Origin of the sequence: Maritimibacter sp., from assembly GCF_016774595.1 — a bacterium.
Taxonomy (GTDB): Bacteria; Pseudomonadota; Alphaproteobacteria; order Rhodobacterales; family Rhodobacteraceae; genus Maritimibacter; species Maritimibacter alkaliphilus.
In genome coordinates this window covers 279,617-297,983 of record NZ_JACBWT010000002.1, presented here as the reverse complement: position 1 = coordinate 297,983, position 18,367 = coordinate 279,617, and the positions used below count along the sequence as shown (strand labels likewise).

Below are 18,367 nucleotides of genomic sequence, written 5' to 3'. Positions count from 1 at the left end.
TGGATACGAATACAGCGAGCCTAAGTGGCACCCCGGCGTCGCGCAAGGCGCCGCATCCGTTGTGTCCCGCGCCGTTTCTGCCTATTTAGAGGCCAAACCACGCATGGAGCATCCTTTGGATACCAAGACCCGCATCACCCGAGAGGGCATCCGCCTGTACGAACCCGAGGATTTCGCGGGGATGCACAAGGCGGGAAAACTGGCGGCGGAGATCCTCGACCGGGTCATTCCGCTGGTGGAGCCGGGTGTGACGACGGGCGAGCTGGATGCGGCGATCGAGGCGATGGTGAACGAAGCCGGCGCGACCTCGGCCACGATCGGTTACAAGGGCTATGAACACGCCTCCTGCATTTCGATCAACCATGTGGTCTGCCACGGCATTCCGTCGGACAAGAAGCTGAAGGATGGCGACATCCTGAACATCGACGTCACGGTGATCGTGGACGGCTGGTTCGGGGACACCTCGCGCATGTTCGTCGCGGGCAAGATGCCGCGCAAGGCCGAGCGGCTGGTCGACGTGACGCATGAGGCGCTGATGCTGGGCATCGAGGCGGCGAAGCCGGGCAATACCTTCGGTGACATCGGCTTCGCCATTCAGAGTTTCGTCGAGAAGAACCGCATGTCGGTGGTGCGCGATTTCTGCGGTCACGGGCTGGGTCAGGTGTTCCATGCGCCGCCCAACGTGCTGCATTACGGTCGCCCCGGCACCGGGCCGATCCTTCAGGAAGGCATGTTCTTCACCATCGAGCCGATGGTGAACCTAGGTCGCCCCGAAACCAAGGTGCTCGCCGACGATTGGACGGCGGTGACGCGCGACAAGAGCCTGTCGGCGCAGTTCGAGCATTCCATCGGGATCACCGCGGACGGGTGCGAGATCTTCACGCTCTCGCCCGCAGGGAAATTCCACCCAACTTACGCCTGAGCCTCACCCGGCCAGAAGACGAGCCGCTGGTAAAGGTGCCATGTCGCGTGGCCCAAGATCGGCAGCACGACGACGAGACCCAGAAACAGCGGGATCGACCCCAGCGCCAGAAGCACGGCGACGATCAGACCCCAGACCAGCACGGGCACCGGGTTTTCGCGGGCCGCACGGATCGACGTGGCGATGGCCACAGGCATTCCGACCGGGCGGTCGGCCAGCATGGGCGCGGCGACGAAGGTCGTGACCAGCGTGACGAGCGCGAAGACAAAGCCCACCGCCATACCGATCACGATCATCTGCCAGCCACCGGAGGTGGTGAACACGCCCGTGGCGAAGGCGGTCAGGCTCGCCGGAACCGCCGCCCCCATCGTCGCCTCGTGGATCATGTCCGCGAAGAACACCCAGACGGTGAAAAGCAGCACGAGGTAAAGCGCCAGTGTCAGCATCGGCCCGACCACATGGCTGCGCGCGGCATAGAAGGCATCACCCCATGTCACGGCCAACCCCATCTCGCGCCGCTTTGACATCTCGTAAAGCCCAACACAGGCCACGGGGCCGAGGATCGCGAACCCGGCGGCCATGGGGAACAGAAGCGGGGCGAGCGCGGCGTTGAAGGCGAACCCGGCGATCAGCAGACCGACGATGGGATAAGCGATGACGAGGAACATTACGTCGGTGCGAAACGCCGCGAAGTCGGCCACTCCACGCCTGAGCGCGATGCGCAGGTCGGCGAGCGTGATCTTGCGGACCACGGGCATGGTCAGATCGTGACTGCCGATGGTCTCGATCCCGTGTTCGACGCTGCGCGCCCCCTGCCCGAGCGCCCCGATCCCGAAGGAAAGTGGATTTCCGATGGTCTTTGGCATGGCTTCCTCCTCAAGTCCGTGCACGAGCGGACCGAAGGCGGCGCGATGGTATGACCGTCCCGCGTCGGGCTCCGGTCCATATTGCCATGATAGCACGCGGCGGTCGCGGCCGCTCTCACGATTAGGGGAAACAGGTTAAGGGCGGGTCAGGTCGATCTGACGATAGGGGGCGAGGCCCGGGATATCCTCGGTCACAGGCTCCGCGACCACGCCGCCGAACCGCGCCTCGTGCACCTTCACCCGCCGCCCGTCGATGCGGGCGATCACGCTGCCGCACACGGTCCAATCCTCTTCGCCCGCGCGTCGGAACATGAACCCGCCCGACAGGCTTTCGTTCGCGAATTCAAGCGGTTGCCCCTGTCCGTCCACCGCGCGCGCCCGGCATTCGTTACAGAAATGCCAAGGGTATCGTGCGAAGGCCCTGAGCCGCGTGCCGCAGCCGGGACAGAAATGATCGGGCATCGTCATGGCACCATCCAACGCTGCAAATCCGCGCCTGTCCAGCGCCTGCCCTCGGGTCACCCTTGATCGGTTGGGGCGCTTGCCCCGATGGTGGCAGGTGAGGAAGGACCGATGGCCGACAACGGAGGACGCGGCCTATGGAACCTGTGAAGTCATACCTCGGCTGGAATCTCGATTTCACCGAACCCAAGGGCGAGGCCGCGTTATGTGCGCCGGACTCGATATCTTGGACCGTCTACAAGAACCCCATTTCGCTCGCCATCGGCGGGGTGGCGGCCGTTCTGCTTGAATTCGCGGACGCCCGGATCAGGTCCGGCGTCTGGGATCATTCCGTCTACCCCACCGACCCGCTGGGCCGCTCGCGCCGCACCGGGCTGGCCGCGATGGTCGGGATCTACGGCCCCGAAAGCGCCGCGCGTCGCGTCATCAAGGGCGTGAACAACATGCACGCTGGGGTATCGGGGAAGACGCCGACGGGCGAGGCTTATTCGGCCACGGATGTCGAGCTTCTAGATTGGGTGAGCGCCACGGCGGCCTACGGCTTCATGATGGCCTATGACCGTTACGTGACGCCCCTGAGCTACGGCGAAAAGTGCCAGTTCTACGAGGAAAGCGTGCCGGTCGTAACGCTCTATGGCGTCAAGTCGCCGATCCGCAGGCCCGAGGATTTCGAGGCGATGTGCCGGTCGCGCCTCCCCCGGTTCGAGCCGCACCAGATCAACCGCGACTTTCTGGAGATCATCAAATCCGGCAAGGCCGCACGCGGTGTGCCCAAGGGGCTTTACGTGGCCGTCGCCAACGCTGCGGTCGACCTGTTGCCCGGCGAAGTGCGGGTACGGCTGGCGTTGGGGGCCGAGTTTGACCTGACGCTCCCCCAACGGGTGTGGCTGCGGTTGGCGGCCAAACTGGCCAACACCGTGCCCGCCAAGAACAGCCCCGCCGTGGGCGCCGCGCGGCGTCTGGGCCTGCCGGATAATTTCGCGTGGAAAAGCCCAGCTGCCAAGGGGCGTATCCTCGCGGATCGCGGTCGGGCCCCGGTGTCCGCCCAGTAGGTCAAAGGCCCAGACGCCGCCCCACATCCGCCATGCTCGTCGCGATCTCGACCCCGAGTGCGGCGAGCGTGTCGGGGACGTGGCCCGGCGCGAAACCGATCACCCGCATGCCTGCCGCAAGTCCGCCCCGGCACCCCGTGGCGCTGTCGTCGATCACGACGCAGCCCTCGGGCGCGACGCCCAGCGCCTCGGCGGCCATGAGGTAAAGGTCCGGCGCGGGTTTGGGCGCGCCGATCTCCTGCCCCGAATACAGATGATCCTTCAGTCGCGTCCAGACGCCCGGATGCTGGCCCACCGTCGTGCGCATCTTGCGCGTGGTGCCGTTCGAGCCGACCGCATAGGGAATGCCCGCCGCATCCAGCCGGTCGAGCAGAGCACCGACGCCGGGAAACAGCGCCGTGCCCTCGGCCAGCCGGGCATAAAGTTTCTCGTAGAACCCATCGATCCAATCGGGCGGAAACCCCGCGCCCATCCGCCGCGCCTCATCCGCCAGCGCCGCGATGGTGGAGCCGACGAACAGCCGCTCCATCTCATCCCGGTCGAGCGGTAGGCCGTGGGCGGCGAATTCCGCTTCCAGCAGGTCGAATCCCGCGGGCTCACTATCGACCAGCACCCCATCGCAGTCGAACAGGACGGCAGCCGGGCGCGTCATTCCGCCACCGTGCAGATGCTGATGGTCGTGTCGCCATACCGGCGGCTGTCGATGAGTTGCACGCCGGCGGGCGGCGTGACCGGCCCGCTTTCCTCCCACACCACGCAGGCCCCCGGCGCGATCCAGCCGCCCTCCATCGCGGCGGAAAGCGCCTTGTCCCCCAGCCCCTTGCCATAGGGCGGGTCGAGGAACACCAACGTCGCGGGCGTCTCGGTCGCCGGGCCGAGCCGCGTGGCGTTGCGCGCGACCAGCCTCGCCTGATCCTCGGCCCGGCATTTGGCGATGTTTTCTCGGATGAGCTTCTGCGCCACGCGCCCGTCATCGACGAAGGTGACCTGCGCGGCGCCGCGCGACAGCGCCTCCAACCCCAGCGCGCCGGTGCCCGCGAACAGGTCGAGCACCACCGCGTCCGTCACCGGATCGCCGAACCGTCCGCCCGTCAGCATCGAAAACAGGCTCTCGCGCACGCGGTCGGTCGTGGGGCGCAGATGCGCGGCGGCATCGCCCTTGCCGACACTGGCCAGCGCCAGCCCGCGAAACTGCCCCGCGATGATCCTCACGCTTTGAGAAGCGCCTTGAGGTCGGTCTCGGGGTTGCCCACGGCCTCCGGGTCCGGGCTCTTGCCGCCTTCGATCAGGCGCTTGCCGACCATATAGGCGCGCGGGTCGTTCATCGCATCGACCGCGACCAGCGTGTCGCCCGCGTAATACCAGTAACTGACCGAGGTCTTGCCGTCCTCGGTCCCGTCATCGCGGGTGACGACCCGGTCATAGCCGGTGTTCAGCCCGGCGATCTGAAGCTTGGTGTCGTACTGGTCCGACCAGAACCACGGCTTCGCGATGTAATCCTTGCCCGCGCCCAGCATGTTCTGGGCCACCACTTCCGCCTGATCGATGGCGTTGCCCACGCTTTCCAGCCGGATACGCTCGCCCTTGTAGGGAAACGAGGCGCAATCGCCCGCGGCAAAGATCGACGTGTCCGACGTGCGCCCCTGCGCATCGGTCTTGATCCCGTTGTCGATGGCAAGCCCAGCGGCCTCGGCCAAGGCCACGTCCGGTTTGATCCCCACGCCGACCACGACGAAATCGACGTCGATGGTCGAGCCGTCGGTGAGTTCGGCGCCAGAGACATGCCCCTCGCCCGTCAGCTTCGACAACCCGACCTCTTCCAGAATGGTCGCGCCGTGCGCCTTGTGCAGCGCGCGGAAATAGTCCGACGTCTCGGGGGCCGACACACGTTGCAGAATGCGTTGCGCCATTTCGACGATGGTCACCTGCATCCCTTTCTTGGCGGCGACCGCGGCGGCCTCGAGCCCGATGTAGCCGCCGCCGATCACCAGCACGCGACGCCCCTCGGCGAACTCATGCGCCATGGCATCCACATCGGCGAGCGTGCGCACGGTGTAAACGCCGCCCAGATCGCCACCGATGGCCGCCGGCAGCCGGTTGGGCAGCGATCCGGTGGTCAACGCAAGCTGGCCGTAATCCAGCGTTTCGCCACTCTCAAAGGTCACGGTCTTGGCGGCGGGATCGATCCGCTCGACCCGCGTGCCGGTCTTCAGGTCGATGTCGTGCTCGGGGTAGAAGCTTTCGGGCCGGAGGTAGAGCCGCGACAGCTCCATCTCGCCCAGAAGATATGCCTTGGACAGGGGCGGGCGCTGGTAGGGCGGCACAGGCTCTTCCCCGATCAGGGTGATGCTGCCCTCGAATTTCAGGTGCCGCAGCTTGGCCACCAGTGCTGCCCCGGCCTGCCCGGCCCCGATTACGACGATATCCGACATTTTTACTTGCCTCTCCCACTTTGGTCCGGACCATATCGCCAGCCGTAATCAAATGGCAACGCGAACAGGAGGACGTTATGACGATTGCAGTGGGTGACACGCTACCCGAGGCCACTTTGATGAGACTCGGGGAAAAGGGACCGGAACCGGTCGAGCTTTCCGCCCTGACCTCGGGACGCAAGGTGGTGATCTTCGGCCTGCCCGGCGCCTTTACCGGCACATGCACCACGGCGCATGTGCCCAGCTTCATCCGCAACATGGACGCGCTCAAGAACAAGGGCGTGGACGAGGTTGTCTGCGTCTCCGTCAACGATCCCTTCGTGATGGGGGCCTGGGGTGCATCGACCGGCGCGAACGACGCCGGCATCACCATGCTGGGCGACGCCGAGTGCAAATTGACCGAAGCGATGGGCCTGAGGTTCGACGCCCCGCCCGTGGGTCTCATCGCCCGGTCCAAACGCTACGCGCTGATGGCGGACAACGGGGTCGTGAAGGTCTTTCAAGCCGAAGAAAACCCCGGCGTCTGCGATATGTCGGGCGGCGAAGCGATGGTCGAGGCCATCTGACCTCTTTCCGGTCGCAAATATCCCGGGAGAGCGCGAGAGGGCTGGCCCTCTCGCACACCGCGCTGTCCCACCGCAAGGTGGGACAGCGCAAATCATGCGCGGCGCTTGCGCCGCACCATTTCCTCAGATCGCCGCGATCACTCCCTGAAGCATGTCGCGCACCTGACCTGCGACACCCTTGAGGTCCGCGTTGTCGATGCCGGACATCGAAGCGACGGGATCGACCGCCGACACTTCGACGCCGCCGTCCACCTCGCGCAGGATCACGTTGCAGGGCAGCATCGCGCCCACCTTGGGTTCCATCCCGATCGCTTCCCACGCCATGTTCGGGTTGCAGGCGCCGAGGATGCGGTAGCCGTCCATATCCTTGTCAATTTTTTTCTTCATCGTCGCCTGCACGTCGATTTCGGTCAGCACGCCGAAGCCCGCGTCACCCAGCGCCTTGCGGGTGCGGGCATCGACGGTTTCGAAATCGGCATCGGTGATGGTGCGGTCGAGGGTATAGGCCATTCGGTCCTCCATATTCGTTATTTCGAATGTGGGGGCCGGACTGCGCCGCGTCAACCGCGCTTGAACGGTCCCATCGAGGTCAGGATCTCGATATCCTCGTCCACCGCGCGCGCTTCCTGTTCGCAGAACTCCGCGACCGCGCGCCGGAACCCGGGGTCACCGATCCAGTGCAGCGAATGGGTCGTCACCGGCAGGTAGCCGCGGGCGAGCTTGTGGTCGCCCTGCGCGCCCGCTTCGACCCGGCCCAGCCCGTGTGCGATGGCATAGTCGATGGCCTGATAGTAGCAGAGCTCGAAATGCAGGCTCGGATGGTGCTCGGTGCAGCCCCAGTAGCGGCCATAGAGCACGTCGCGCCCGATGAAGTTCAGTGCGCCCGCGACGGGGTGCCCGTCGCGCATGGCGAACACCAGCAACACGTCGTCGCGCATGGTCGCCTGCACGTCGTCGAAGAAGGCCCGGCTCAGGTAGGGCGAGCCCCATTTGCGCATCCCCGTGTCCTGATAGAACACCCAGAACGCATCCCAGTGCTCGGGTTTCAGATCGTCGCCGGTCAGCGCCACGATCTCGCCCCCGAAATCCTGCGCCGTGCGCCGGTCCTTTCGGATCGCCTTGCGCTTGCGCGATGACAGCGTTTCGAGGAACGCGTCGAAGTCGGTGAAATCGTCGTTGAACCAATGATACTGGCTGTGCGTCCTGTGGATCAGCCCCATCGCTTTTCCCGCGATGGCCTCGGCCTCGGTGCAGAAGGTGACGTTGAGCGAGGATATCTCGTTGTCCGCCGCGACCTGCACCCCGCCCTGAACCAGCGCCGCCGTGGCTTCGGCCTCGGCCCCCGGCTTGACCAGAAAGCGCCGCCCCGTCGCGGGCGTGAACGGCACCGCGATCTGAAGCTTGGGGTAATAGCGGCCCCCCGCCCGCTCATAGGCATGAGCCCAGCTGTGATCGAACACGTATTCGCCCTGGCTGTGCGACTTGGCATACATCGGCGCGGCACCGATCATTCCCGCCTCGTCATGGGCGGTCAGGTAGAGCGGTTGCCAGCCGGTGCCGGGTCCGACAGACCCGGACCGCTCCAGCGCGGCGAGGAAGCGGTGGGTCGTGAACGGGTCGTCGGGCCGCAAGCTGCCTTCGGGGCAGGCGCAGGCATCCCAGTCGGCCGGGTCGATCCCGTCGATACTGTCATGCGTGCGGATTTCGATGGCGCGTTGATCCATGGGCCGATGTGACGCGGCGGTGCGGTAAGGGTCAAGCGGGGAGCGCGGCTGCGTAGCCCTCGAAGGTCACGTTATCGGCGACCTCACGCGCTTTTGTCTCGGCCTCGGGCGAGCGGATCGTCCAGCACAGCACGGGCGTACCCTTCGCTTTCAGATCGGCCACCACATCCGAGGTCAGATCGCGGGCATCATGGCTGATGAACGACGCCCCGACGCGGTCGTAATCCGGGATACGGGCAAGAAGCGTTCGTGTCGTCGCGTTCAGAAGCGGCCAATCGTCGGCGTCATAGGCGCAGGTGGTCAGGCCGCGCGGAATCTCTGGCGCCAGCCGGGCCATTTCGCTGACGGAATGGGGATTGAACGACATCACGGCCACCGGCCCTGCGTATCCTTCGAGCGCGTGGGCCACCGCAGCCTCCAGCGGGCCGATGTTGGCCCCCATCGCGCCGTCCTGATCCTTGATTTCGATGAGAAGCGGCACCTGACCGGCCACGATGCCCAGCACCTCCGCAAGGGTCGGAATGCCGTCGTCCGCGCCGAGCAACGGGATCGCGCCCAGCGCGCGTGCCGTCTTTTGCGCCACGGGGCCTTTTTGCGCCGTCAGCCGACCGAGGTCGTAGTCGTGAAACACCATCGCGACGTCATCGCTGCTGAGTTGCACATCGCATTCGATGCCGTAGCCCGCCGCGACCGCCGCACGGATCGCGGCGCGGGAGTTTTCGGGGCGGCCCGCCGACGCGTCATGATAGGCGCGGTGGGCCAGTGGTGCGCGCAGGAAGACGTCGGGAAGCGCGGTCATTTGATGCGGAAGATGCCTTCGATCTCGACCGCGCAGCCGAACGGGAGGGAGGCCGCCGAAACCGCCGAACGGGTGTGACGACCGGCGTCGCCCAGAGCCTCGACAAGGAAGTCGGACGCGCCGTTCACGACCTTGGGCTGGTCGCCGAAATCCGGCGTCGAATTGACGAACCCGGTCAGTTTCACGACCTGCACCAGCCGGTCGAGATCGCCGCCGCAGGCCGCCTTGACTTGCGCGAGCAGGCTGATCGCACACAGGCGCGCCGCCGCCGCGCCGTCTTCGGTCGCCATGTCCGCGCCCAGCTTGCCTGTGACGAGCGTGCCGTCCTGCATCGAAACCTGGCCCGAGACATAGACGATGTCGCCCAGGACCTGCCACGGAACGTAATTCGCCGCGGGCGCCGGGGCGTCGGGCAGGGTGACGCCGAGATCGGACAGTCGGGATTCGTAAGTGCTCATGCGGGCCTCCTTGGTTGGCGGCACGCTAGCGCGGGGTGGGACCGGGTGGAAGGGTCAGCTTTCGCGGAACGCCTTGTTGAAGTAATCCGCCAGCGGTTTGACGAGATAGGCGAGCGGGCTGCGGTCCGCCGTGCGCAGGTAGCTTTCCACCGGCATACCGGGCACCAGCACGGTCCCCTCCGGCAGCTTCTCGACCTCGCCATCCTCCAGCGCGATGCGCACCCGGTAGAAGCTGCGCCCGGTGTTCTCGTCGGTCAGCGCGTCGGCCGAGATCGTCATCACCCGCCCGATCAGTTCCGGCGTGTTGCGGCGGTCGAGGGCGGCCAGCCGCAGGGTCACCTCCTGCCCGACGTGGATTTCGTCGATGTGGATCGGGTCGACCTGCGCCCCGATGACGAGCGCCTGATCCTGCGGCACGATGTACAGCAGCGGCTGGGCCGAGCGGATCACCTCGCGTTCGGCGAAGACCTGCATCGCATGGATGGCCCCCGAAAGCGGTGCGCGAATGTCGAGGCGACCGAGTTGGGCAATCAGGGCGCGGCGCCGTTCGGCCAGTTCCAGCTCCTGATAACCGAGGTCGCGCAGGTTCTCGATCGCCTGTTCGCGCCGGGCCTGACCCAGTTTCAGGATCTCGATCTCGATTTCGGTGATGCGCCCTTCGTTCTGGGCGATGGCGGCGGTAAGTTCGCCGCTCTGCCCTTCGAGCGCGGCCTTGTCGCGTTCCAGCGCAAGCACGACCGAAGACTGGACGAGGTTCCGTTCGAGCAGGGAGCGTTTGTTGACCAGTTCTTCGGAAATCAGCCGGAGTTGCGTCTCGAGAGCCGCCTGTTGCGCGGCGATCCCTTCGTTCTGGCTGGAAATCTGCGACATGCGCTTGCGCAACTGCTCGGTTTCGGAGGCGAGGCTTTCGCGGCGCTGGTCAAAGAGTCGTTGCTGACCGTCCATGAACTCCTGCGCGTCGGGATGCACCCGCGCCTCTTCGACGATGAGGTCGTCGAATGTGATCTGGTCGGTCCCGTCGCGTTCGGCCTCTAGCCGCCCACGGCGCGCGACAAGCTCGAACAACTGGTTCTGGACGATGGTGAGTTCGGACTGAAGCTCTTCGGGGTCGAGCCGGACCAGAATGTCGCCCGCTTCGACGATATCGCCCTCCTTGACCTCGATGGACTGGATCACGCCGCCGTCGGGGTGCTGGACGACCTGCCGGTTCTGCTCGCTCTCGATCCCGCCGGGCGCGATGATCGCGCCGGAAATGTCGGTGGTCACGGACCATGTCCCGAAGCCGCCCACGAGGATCAGAAGCGCGAGCAGTCCGACGACCATGTGGGTGCGGGCCGACCATGCGCGGGCCACGTCGTCCCCCCAGCCGGACTGGGCGGACTGTGCAGGTTCGACCTTGGCGAGTTTGGTCGGTTTCGGGTCGGTCAGGTTGCGTGCCATCAGGCGACTCCTCCGCCTTTGCGCTGCGCCGCGCTGTCCTCGATCTGGGCGGCATTCTGCACCGTGCGCCGCAGCACTTCGTCACGCGGCCCGAAGGCGCGCGGCATACCGTCGTCGAGGACCAGAAGTTTCTCGCACTCCTGAATGGCCGATGGGCGATGCGCCATGATGAGCACGGCACCGCCTTCGCCCTTGACCGCGCGCACGGCCTGATTGAGCGCCTCGCTCCCCTCGTTGTCGAGGTTGGCGTTGGGCTCGTCCAGCACCAGCACGACCGGATCGCCGTAAAGCGCGCGCGCCAGACCGATGCGCTGCAATTGTCCACCGGACAGCAGGCCGCCCGCCCCTTTCACCGGCGTGTCGTAGCCATCGGGCAGACGCAGGATCAGGTTGTGGGCCGCCGCCTTTTTCGCCGCCTCGACGACCTTGGCGTCGTCCGGGGTCAGCGACAGGCCCGCGATATTCTCGGCGATCGTTCCGTCGAACAGGCGGACACGTTGCGGCAGGTATCCGATGTGCTGCCCCAAGGTCGCCGTGTCGAACTGGTCGAGCGATGCGCCGTCCAGACGCAGGCGCCCGCCCGCCGGGTTCCAGACCCCGGTGATCGCGCGTGCCAGCGTCGACTTGCCTGCGCCGGACGGGCCGATGACGCCCAGCGCCTCGCCCGGCTGGACGTCGAAATTCACCATGCGGAGCGAGGCTTGCGTCGTACCCGGCGGCACGACTGTCAGGTTTTCGGCGGTCAGCACCGCTCGGGGGCGCGGCAAGGCGGTTCGCGGACCCGGGCGCGCCACTTCGGACAACAGCGCGGACAAGGTGCGCCAGGCGCGGCGCCCGGCCTGAACGATCTGCCATTGGCCGATCAGAAGGTCGACGGGGGCCAGAGCGCGGCCGAGCAGGATCGAGGCTGCGATCATGACGCCCGGGGTCACATGCCCTTCGAGCACCAGATAGGCGCCAAGGCCCAGCATGGCCGACTGCAAGAGCAGGCGCAGGGTCTTGGAGAGCGAGGTATAAGCGCCCGAACGGTCGGCGGACAGGATAGCATCGGCGAGGGCCGCGTGGCGCTGGCGATACCAGCGGCTGAACGCGGCGTCGGACATGCCCAGCGCGCGCACCATCTCGGCCTCGCCGCGCAGTTGTTCGGCCACATTGTCCGACTGCATGGTCGCGGCATTCGCCTGCCGCGCGGGGGCCGAGGTCGATATCTGGTTCAGGATCGCGATGGTGACCAGCACCCCGCCGCCGACGAGCGCGAGAATGCCCAGATACGGGTGGAACAGAAGGATACCCGCCAGAAAGATCGGGGTGAACGGCAGGTCGAACAGCGCGCCGAACACGGGCGACGACAAGAGCCGCCGGATCGCTTCGAGTTCCTTCAGCCCGTTCTCGCTATTGCCCGACTTGCGGTTCGTGCGCGAGTCGTAGTCCAGAACCGCCGTGAACACCCGGTGATCGAGCTTGGCCTGAAACTTGGCCCCGATCCGGGCCAGCACCCGGCCCCTGACGAAATCGAGAATGCCCATCATCGCGAACAGGAACGCCATCAGAATCGTCAGCGCGATCAGCGTTTCTTCGGACCGGCTGCCCAGAACGCGGTCATAGACCTGAAGCATGTAAAGCGGGCCGGTCAGCATCAGCACGTTCATGAAGACCGAGAAGATGCCGACGGCCCAGAACAGGCCCCTGTTCTCACGAAGGACCGCGCGGAGTTCAGTGCGTCCGGAAACTGTCGTATCGAGGCTCATGTGCCCTCATCACCTTGCAACCCGAGAATAGGCGGGCGCTCCCCAATAACTGGTTAACGCGCACGGTCATTCTCGTCATCGGCAAATTGGACGGATTGGCTCAATTGATCCCGAGTATGTTCTGGATGACACCGATCAGGCTGTCTTCGCGCGGGCGATTATTGTTGTTGCCGCCGTTGAAGATGTTTCCGGGGTTGAACGTCTCGGCGGGTGTGTCCTGAACGACGACCGGGGCCATCTCGGGCCGGATCATCGGCAGCGGACGGGGCGGCAGGTCCGCGTGCACCCGTTCCATCACCTCTTTCCAGATCTCGGCCGGAAGCCCGCCGCCGGTCACACCCTTGAGCGGCGTGTTGTCGTCATAGCCCATCCAGACCCCGGCCACGTAATCCGCCGTGAACCCCACGAACCACGCATCGCGGGCCGATTGGGTGGTGCCGGTCTTGCCCGCAGCCTCGCGGTCCGACAGCTTGGCGCGCTGGCCCGACCCGGCTTCGATCACCTGATTCATCATGTAGACGAGTTGTTCGTTCGCGGCGGTCTGGATCACGCGTTTGCCGATCCCGCCCTCCTGCTCCATCAGCGGCTGGGATTCGCCCAGAAGCGACAGTTCCGTCAGGCCGTAGGGCACCACCGCCGAGCCGCCGTTCAGGATGCCCGCGAAAGCGCCGGTCATCTGGAGAAGCGTCGTCTCGGACACCCCCAGCGCAAGGGCGGGGCCGGCGGCAAGGTCGCTTTCGATGCCGAAATAGCTTGCGACCGTCCGCACGTTTTCGCGCCCCACGTCCTCGGACAGCTTCACCGCCGGGATGTTGAGCGAGTTCTGAAGCGCCGTCGTCAGGGTGACGGGGCCATAATACTTGCGGGTGTAGTTCTGCGGCGACCACGGGCCGGACCCGGGGACGTTGATGGTGATCGGCTCGTCCACGATCACGTCGGCATAGGACCAGCCGAGATCCAGTGCGGCGGCATAGATGAACGGCTTGAAGGCCGAGCCGGTCTGGCGCATCGCCTGCGTCGCGCGGTTGAAGGCGCCCGACACCTTGGTCTTGCGCCCGCCGACCATCGCGCGGACCGCGCCGTCCGCGCTCATCACCACGATCGCGGCCTGCGCTTCGGACCCTTCGGACACCTTGGTTTCGAAAATGTGGGCCAGCGCCTCTTCGGCGGCGGTCTGGATCTTCTGGTCGAAGGTCGTCTTGATGATGACGTCCTCGGTCGTGTCACGGGTCAGGAAGCTCGGCCCCTCGCCCATCACCCAATCCGCGAAATACCCGCCCGCCTTGCGCTCGGCCGCTTCCGACAGTTGTGCGGGATTGGCGCGGGCGTATTCCGCATCGGCTTCGGACAGGTAACCCTGCTGCTCCATCAGCTTGAGCACGGTCAGGGCACGGGCCCAACTGCGATCCATGCTGCTGGTCGGCGAATAGGTCGAAGGCGCGGTGAGCAGACCGGCGAGCGTCGCGCTTTCCGCCGGGCTGAGTTCGGCGGAGGAAATGCCGTAATAGCGTCCCGCCGCGGCCTCGGCCCCGTATGAGCCACCGCCGAAATAGGCCCGGTTCAGGTAGATCGTCAGGATGTCGTCCTTGGAGAATTTCAGCTCCAGCGCCATCGCGTAGATCGCCTCCTTGGCCTTGCGGGCAAGCGACGAGCGGCGGCAATCGGCCTCGTATTCCGCTTCGGTCATGCCGGACGAGGAGTCGTAGGGCGTGCCGAGACACAGCAGTTTCGCGGTCTGTTGCGTGATGGTCGAGCCGCCGTGACCTTCGAGCGGGCCGCGCCCCTCGGCCATGTTAATGCGGATCGCGCTGGCGATCCCGCGCGGGCTGACGCCGAAGTGGCGATAGAACCGCCGATCCTCGGTCGCGACCACCGCGTTCTTGAGATGCGGGCTGACGGTTTCGGCCGTGACGAGCCCGCCGAACTGGTTGCCGCGCCACGCATAGGTGTTGCCGTAACGGTCGAGCATGGTGACCGACCCCTTTGCGCGCCCGTCCACGAGTTGATTGAGCGGCGGAATCGTCGTCGAGGTATACCAAACGGCCGCGCCGAGCCCGAGCACGGCGATGATCGCGGTCACGAATCCAAGGCGGAAGACGATACGGAAAACCCAACGGACCAGACCGATGGGCAAGGCGAGGATCAGGGGCAAGTTGCGACGGGGTTTGCGCTTGGCCGATTTCCGCGTCTTGCGCGGCGGTTTCCCCGACGGACTCTTGGTCGGTTTTTTCCTTGTTTTCTGCGGCTTTGCATAGCGCTTGTCCGCGACGAGCGGCGGGCGCCGATTTCCGTTCTGTGCCATGTGTCCGCTGTCTCAGCTGCTCTTTTCGGCCCAAGGTAACGACTCGCCGGACCGTTTGCGAGGGCTATGGCGGGAGTCCGCTTAAATGCTGCTTTCTTGTGCGCTCAATTCTTGCACACGGCGCGCGGTTATTGACTAAAATTTGTGCAGTTGCCCACAATGCGGGCACATGGACCCCGTGGATTCCTTGTTGGCCGGGGTCCGCATGCGCTTGCTAAGGGCGTGATTTCGCGCGGGGACACACCCGCATAAATAAAAGGGGAATGACGTGAAACTGATCATTGCAGCGATCAAGCCGTTCAAGCTGGAGGAGGTCCGCGAGGCGCTGACCACCATCGGCGTGCGCGGCATGATGGTGACGGAAATCAAGGGTTTCGGTTCCCAGTCTGGCCACACGGAAATCTATCGCGGTGCGGAATACGCCGTGAACTTCGTGCCGAAGGTCAAACTGGAAATCGTCGTCGAAGACGGGCTGGCCGAGCAGGTCGTCGAAACCATCGCCAAGACCGCCCAGACGGGCAAGATCGGCGACGGCAAGATCTTCACCATGGACGTTTCGGGCGCTCTGCGCGTGCGGACCGGCGAAACCGACGGGGACGCGCTTTAAGCGCGGGAAACAGGGGAACAACGACATGCAACTCAAGAAACTTCTTCCGCTTGGCGTCGCGGCAGCTACCCTGCTGCCGATGGTCGCCTTCGGTCAGGACGAAGGGCCCGCTGCGGGCACCGATGCGTCGTCCGACTCGATCTTCATCTTCAACTCGCTGCTCTTCCTCATCGGCGGTTTCCTCGTCATGTGGATGGCTGCCGGCTTCTCGATGCTCGAAGCCGGTCTCGTTCGCTCCAAGAACGTGACCATGCAGCTCACCAAGAACATCGCGCTCTTCTCGCTCGCAGCGATCATGTACTACCTCATCGGCTACAACCTCATGTATCCGCTGGGCAACTGGTCCATCGGCACCGATGAGACCGGCGGCTACCTCGGCGCCTTCGGCGTTGCGGTTCTGGAAGCTGTCGGCGTTGGCCGCGACGCAGCCGACGACTACGGCTACGCCTCGACCGGCTCGGACTTCTTCTTCCAGCTGATGTTCTGCGCCACGACCGCTTCGATCGTGTCCGGCACGCTCGCCGAGCGCATCAAACTGTGGCCGTTCCTGATCTTCACGATCATCCTGACCGGCTTCATCTACCCGATCCAGGCTTCCTGGAAATGGGGCGGCGGCTTCCTCGACAGCCAGTTCGGCTTCCTCGACTTCGCCGGTTCGACCGTCGTGCACTCGGTCGGTGGCTGGGCGGCTCTCGCCGGTGCTCTGATCCTCGGCCCGCGCCTGGGTAAGTATGTCGACGGCAAAGTGACGGCCTTCCCGGGTTCGAACCTCACCCTCGCCACGCTGGGGACGTTCATCCTGTGGCTCGGCTGGTTCGGCTTCAACGGCGGCTCGCAGCTTGCCATGGGCACCGTGGGTGACGTGGCCGACGTTTCGCGCATCTTCTCGAACACGAACACGGCCGCTGCCGGTGGCGCCATCGCCGCCCTGATCCTGACCCAGATCGTCTACAAGAAAGTCGACCTGACGATGGTTCTGAACGGCGCGCTCGCCGGTCTCGTGTCGATCACCGCTGAACCGCTCACCCCGTCGCTGGGTGCCGCGACCATCATCGGTGCCATCGGTGGCGTCATCGTGGTCTTCACCGTGCCGCTGCTCGACAAGCTGAAGATCGACGATGTGGTCGGCGCCATCCCGGTGCACCTCTTCGCCGGTATCTGGGGCACCATCGCGGTGATCTTCACCAACTCGGACGCGACCTTCGGCGGTCAGATCATCTCGATCATCATCGTCGGCATCTTCGCCTTCGTCGTCTCCGCGATCATCTGGTTCGTCCTCAAGGCCATCATGGGCCTGCGCGTCAGCGAAGAGGACGAGATGATGGGCCTCGACAAGGCCGAGCTGGGTATGGAAGCCTATCCGGAATTCACCAGCTAATCCTTGCTGGACAGTGAAGTGGGAAAGGCCCGGGCAATCGCCCGGGCCTTTTCATTCGGTCCAGCCATGAAAAAGGCCGGGGAAGATCCCCGGCCTTTCTGCTGCGCCCGGTTCGGGCACAGCGCGGAAGGGGGCAGGACATTGCCCTCCCGTTTCCCGTTCAGACGTCGACGCCCACCACCAGTTGCGCCGAGTAGGCCTCGGACTGCTCGCGGATGGCCGCATAGCCCCCGTCGCCCACGCTGCTGGCGATCCTGTCGTTGCGGTTCATGACCGCACGATCCGCGCCGTGGGTGCTGTAGGGTTCGACGGACTGGTAAAAATACTGCGACAGCGCATCGGGAAAGAAGATCTGACTGGTCAGCACGGTGCGCTGATCCAGAAACACCTTGTAGTGGATGTGCGTCGTGCGGCCGGGATACCAGCCGGGATAGATCGTGCGGAACGTGACCACGCCGCGTGCATCGCTGATCTGTGTGCCGCGCAGGAACGTCTCGCCCTCAGTGTCGCCACCCGCGTTCTGGGCGTAGCCGGAGTAATTCCCCTCGGCGTCGCAATGCCAGATGTCCACCCGCGCATCCGCTATCGGATCGCAAGCGGCATCCACCACCTGTATGGCCATGTCGAGCGGCACGCCCGCCCGACCCTCGGTGATGTCGGCGCGCACGAGGCCGGGGTCGAAGTAATAAGGCCCCTCCGTCGTTTCCGGCATCACCATACAGACGTTCGGCGCGATAAGGCCCGCCGAACTCGCCTGCGCCCGCGCGGCTCTCGGAAAGACGCCGACGCCGGTCAGCACGATGGGGGACGCGGCGAAGGCGGCCAGAAGCTGCCTGCGGGTCGGTGAGGTGTCGGTCATGGCGCTGCCTTTCGTTTGCCTGTCCGACCCTAACGTGGGGGCGGCGGCAGTCCGTCGGCAGGGGCGATTACAGATTTGTAATCTTCACAAGCCCACCAGCATCCTCAGCCCTTGCGTCACATCCGTCCGCACGGCCAGCCGCAGCCCCGGCTCGTCCCCGGCTGCGAGGGCGGCGAGAATCGAACGGTGGTGCTTTTGCAGGTCGGAACGGTCGCGGGACTGATAAAGCGCCCGCATCGTCGGCCCGAGTTGCAGCCAGACGGTTTCGACCATCGCCAGCATCGCGGGGGCCTGTGCGCGCAGATAAAGCGTGCGATGGAATTCGAGGTTCGAACGGATGTAGCCGGTCACGTCATGCTTCGCCACGACCTCGGCCACCCGTCCGTTGATCGTGCGCAGCCGCTCGATCAGGGCGTTGTGGGCGCGTGGCAGGGCGCGGGCGGCAAGCTCCGGCTCCAGCAGGGCACGCAGGGCGGCCAGTTCCTCGATCCGTTCCGGGGACAGGTCGGGCGTCGTGACCCGACCCGAGGAGGACAGCGTCAGGGCACCCTCGGCCGCCAAACGCCGCACCGCTTCGCGCGCGGGGGTCATCGAGACGTCGAATTCCCGCCCGATGCCGCGCAGGGTCAGGGCCACCCCCGGCTCCATCTCGCCCGCCATGATGCGGCCACGCAGAGTGCGGTAGACCCGCTCATGCGCCGAGGTATTCGGGTCGGGCGGCTGGATCGGAGTGGGGGCTGGCTGGTCCATGC

General features: G+C 65.5%; 19 protein-coding genes. 5 read left to right on the top strand and 14 right to left on the bottom strand.

Annotation, left to right across the window (positions count from 1 at the left end; all coding sequences use genetic code 11):
• Positions 1–103 precede the first annotated feature (103 nt).
• A complete protein-coding gene (gene map / locus HOY44_RS12610) occupies positions 104–922 on the top strand; it encodes a type I methionyl aminopeptidase (RefSeq protein ID WP_008331338.1) in 819 nt (272 codons plus the stop codon).
• Here the strand turns inward: map and HOY44_RS12605 are convergent.
• Positions 913–1,788, bottom strand: a complete 876-nt coding sequence (locus HOY44_RS12605; RefSeq protein ID WP_287434975.1) for a DUF2189 domain-containing protein — start codon at positions 1,786–1,788, stop codon at positions 913–915. The two genes, map and HOY44_RS12605, sit on opposite strands and share 10 nt — an antisense overlap.
• Before the next feature lie 135 nt (positions 1,789–1,923).
• Positions 1,924–2,256 carry a hypothetical protein gene (locus tag HOY44_RS12600; protein ID WP_287434973.1) on the bottom strand — a complete coding sequence of 111 codons (333 nt, stop codon included), beginning with the start codon at positions 2,254–2,256 and terminating at the stop codon, positions 1,924–1,926.
• A gap of 131 nt (positions 2,257–2,387) precedes the next feature.
• On the opposite strand from HOY44_RS12600, the gene HOY44_RS12595 reads away from it, so the two are divergent.
• Positions 2,388–3,302, top strand: coding sequence for an oxygenase MpaB family protein (locus HOY44_RS12595; protein WP_287434971.1), 915 nt, complete (start codon positions 2,388–2,390; stop codon positions 3,300–3,302).
• A gap of 1 nt (position 3,303) precedes the next feature.
• Here the strand turns inward: HOY44_RS12595 and HOY44_RS12590 are convergent, their stop codons facing one another.
• The 3 genes from HOY44_RS12590 to HOY44_RS12580 are packed head-to-tail and all read right to left on the bottom strand — an operon-like array spanning position 3,304 to position 5,734.
• Positions 3,304–3,954 (bottom strand): HAD family hydrolase, encoded by a 651-nt coding sequence (locus HOY44_RS12590; RefSeq protein WP_287434969.1) that lies wholly within the window; start codon positions 3,952–3,954, stop codon positions 3,304–3,306.
• The gene (rsmD, locus tag HOY44_RS12585; RefSeq protein WP_287434967.1) at positions 3,951–4,514 is read right to left on the bottom strand and encodes a 16S rRNA (guanine(966)-N(2))-methyltransferase RsmD; all 564 of its coding nucleotides are present in this window, start codon (positions 4,512–4,514) and stop codon (positions 3,951–3,953) included. Before rsmD ends, HOY44_RS12590 begins: the two co-directional genes overlap by 4 nt.
• Positions 4,511–5,734, bottom strand: a complete 1,224-nt coding sequence (locus HOY44_RS12580) for an NAD(P)/FAD-dependent oxidoreductase (RefSeq protein ID WP_287434965.1) — start codon at positions 5,732–5,734, stop codon at positions 4,511–4,513. The genes rsmD and HOY44_RS12580 overlap by 4 nt, the downstream gene beginning before the upstream one ends.
• 77 nt (positions 5,735–5,811) lie before the next feature.
• Between HOY44_RS12580 and HOY44_RS12575 the strand changes: the two genes are divergently transcribed.
• Positions 5,812–6,300 carry a peroxiredoxin gene (locus HOY44_RS12575; protein WP_287434964.1) on the top strand — a complete coding sequence of 163 codons (489 nt, stop codon included), beginning with the start codon at positions 5,812–5,814 and terminating at the stop codon, positions 6,298–6,300.
• Between the two features lie 123 nt (positions 6,301–6,423).
• Here the strand turns inward: HOY44_RS12575 and HOY44_RS12570 are convergent, their stop codons facing one another.
• The 7 genes from HOY44_RS12570 to HOY44_RS12540 all read right to left on the bottom strand — a co-directional run bounded on the left by HOY44_RS12570 (position 6,424) and on the right by HOY44_RS12540 (position 14,771).
• On the bottom strand, positions 6,424–6,810 hold the full coding sequence (locus tag HOY44_RS12570) for a DUF302 domain-containing protein (protein ID WP_287434962.1): 387 nt from the start codon (positions 6,808–6,810) through the stop codon (positions 6,424–6,426).
• A gap of 50 nt (positions 6,811–6,860) precedes the next feature.
• Entirely contained in the window at positions 6,861–8,024 is a 1,164-nt protein-coding gene (locus tag HOY44_RS12565; protein WP_287434960.1) for a GNAT family N-acetyltransferase, read from the bottom strand.
• 31 nt (positions 8,025–8,055) lie between these two features.
• Positions 8,056–8,823, bottom strand: coding sequence for a glycerophosphodiester phosphodiesterase family protein (locus HOY44_RS12560; protein ID WP_287434958.1), 768 nt, complete (start codon positions 8,821–8,823; stop codon positions 8,056–8,058).
• The gene (locus HOY44_RS12555; RefSeq protein WP_287434956.1) at positions 8,820–9,281 is read right to left on the bottom strand and encodes a RidA family protein; all 462 of its coding nucleotides are present in this window, start codon (positions 9,279–9,281) and stop codon (positions 8,820–8,822) included. The genes HOY44_RS12560 and HOY44_RS12555 overlap by 4 nt, the downstream gene beginning before the upstream one ends.
• 54 nt (positions 9,282–9,335) lie before the next feature.
• Entirely contained in the window at positions 9,336–10,721 is a 1,386-nt protein-coding gene (locus HOY44_RS12550) for an HlyD family type I secretion periplasmic adaptor subunit (RefSeq protein WP_287434954.1), read from the bottom strand.
• A complete protein-coding gene (locus HOY44_RS12545; RefSeq protein ID WP_287434951.1) occupies positions 10,721–12,469 on the bottom strand; it encodes a type I secretion system permease/ATPase in 1,749 nt (582 codons plus the stop codon). Before HOY44_RS12545 ends, HOY44_RS12550 begins: the two co-directional genes overlap by 1 nt.
• A 100-nt stretch (positions 12,470–12,569) precedes the next feature.
• Entirely contained in the window at positions 12,570–14,771 is a 2,202-nt protein-coding gene (locus HOY44_RS12540; protein WP_287434949.1) for a transglycosylase domain-containing protein, read from the bottom strand.
• Positions 14,772–15,039: 268 nt separating this feature from the next.
• Here HOY44_RS12540 and HOY44_RS12535 point away from each other — a divergent pair, with 268 nt between their 5' ends.
• Together HOY44_RS12535 and HOY44_RS12530 are read left to right on the top strand one after the other, a co-directional pair.
• Positions 15,040–15,378, top strand: a complete 339-nt coding sequence (locus HOY44_RS12535; protein ID WP_008331361.1) for a P-II family nitrogen regulator — start codon at positions 15,040–15,042, stop codon at positions 15,376–15,378.
• A gap of 25 nt (positions 15,379–15,403) precedes the next feature.
• Positions 15,404–16,756, top strand: a complete 1,353-nt coding sequence (locus HOY44_RS12530) for an ammonium transporter AmtB (protein ID WP_287434947.1) — start codon at positions 15,404–15,406, stop codon at positions 16,754–16,756.
• A gap of 160 nt (positions 16,757–16,916) precedes the next feature.
• On the opposite strand, the gene HOY44_RS12525 is transcribed toward HOY44_RS12530, so the two are convergent.
• Both HOY44_RS12525 and HOY44_RS12520 read right to left on the bottom strand, forming a co-directional pair.
• Positions 16,917–17,615 carry an intradiol ring-cleavage dioxygenase gene (locus HOY44_RS12525; RefSeq protein WP_287434945.1) on the bottom strand — a complete coding sequence of 233 codons (699 nt, stop codon included), beginning with the start codon at positions 17,613–17,615 and terminating at the stop codon, positions 16,917–16,919.
• An 84-nt stretch (positions 17,616–17,699) separates the two neighbouring features.
• Positions 17,700–18,365: a GntR family transcriptional regulator gene (locus HOY44_RS12520; RefSeq protein WP_008331367.1), complete on the bottom strand. Its 666-nt coding sequence runs from the start codon at positions 18,363–18,365 to the stop codon at positions 17,700–17,702.
• Positions 18,366–18,367 lie beyond the last annotated feature (2 nt).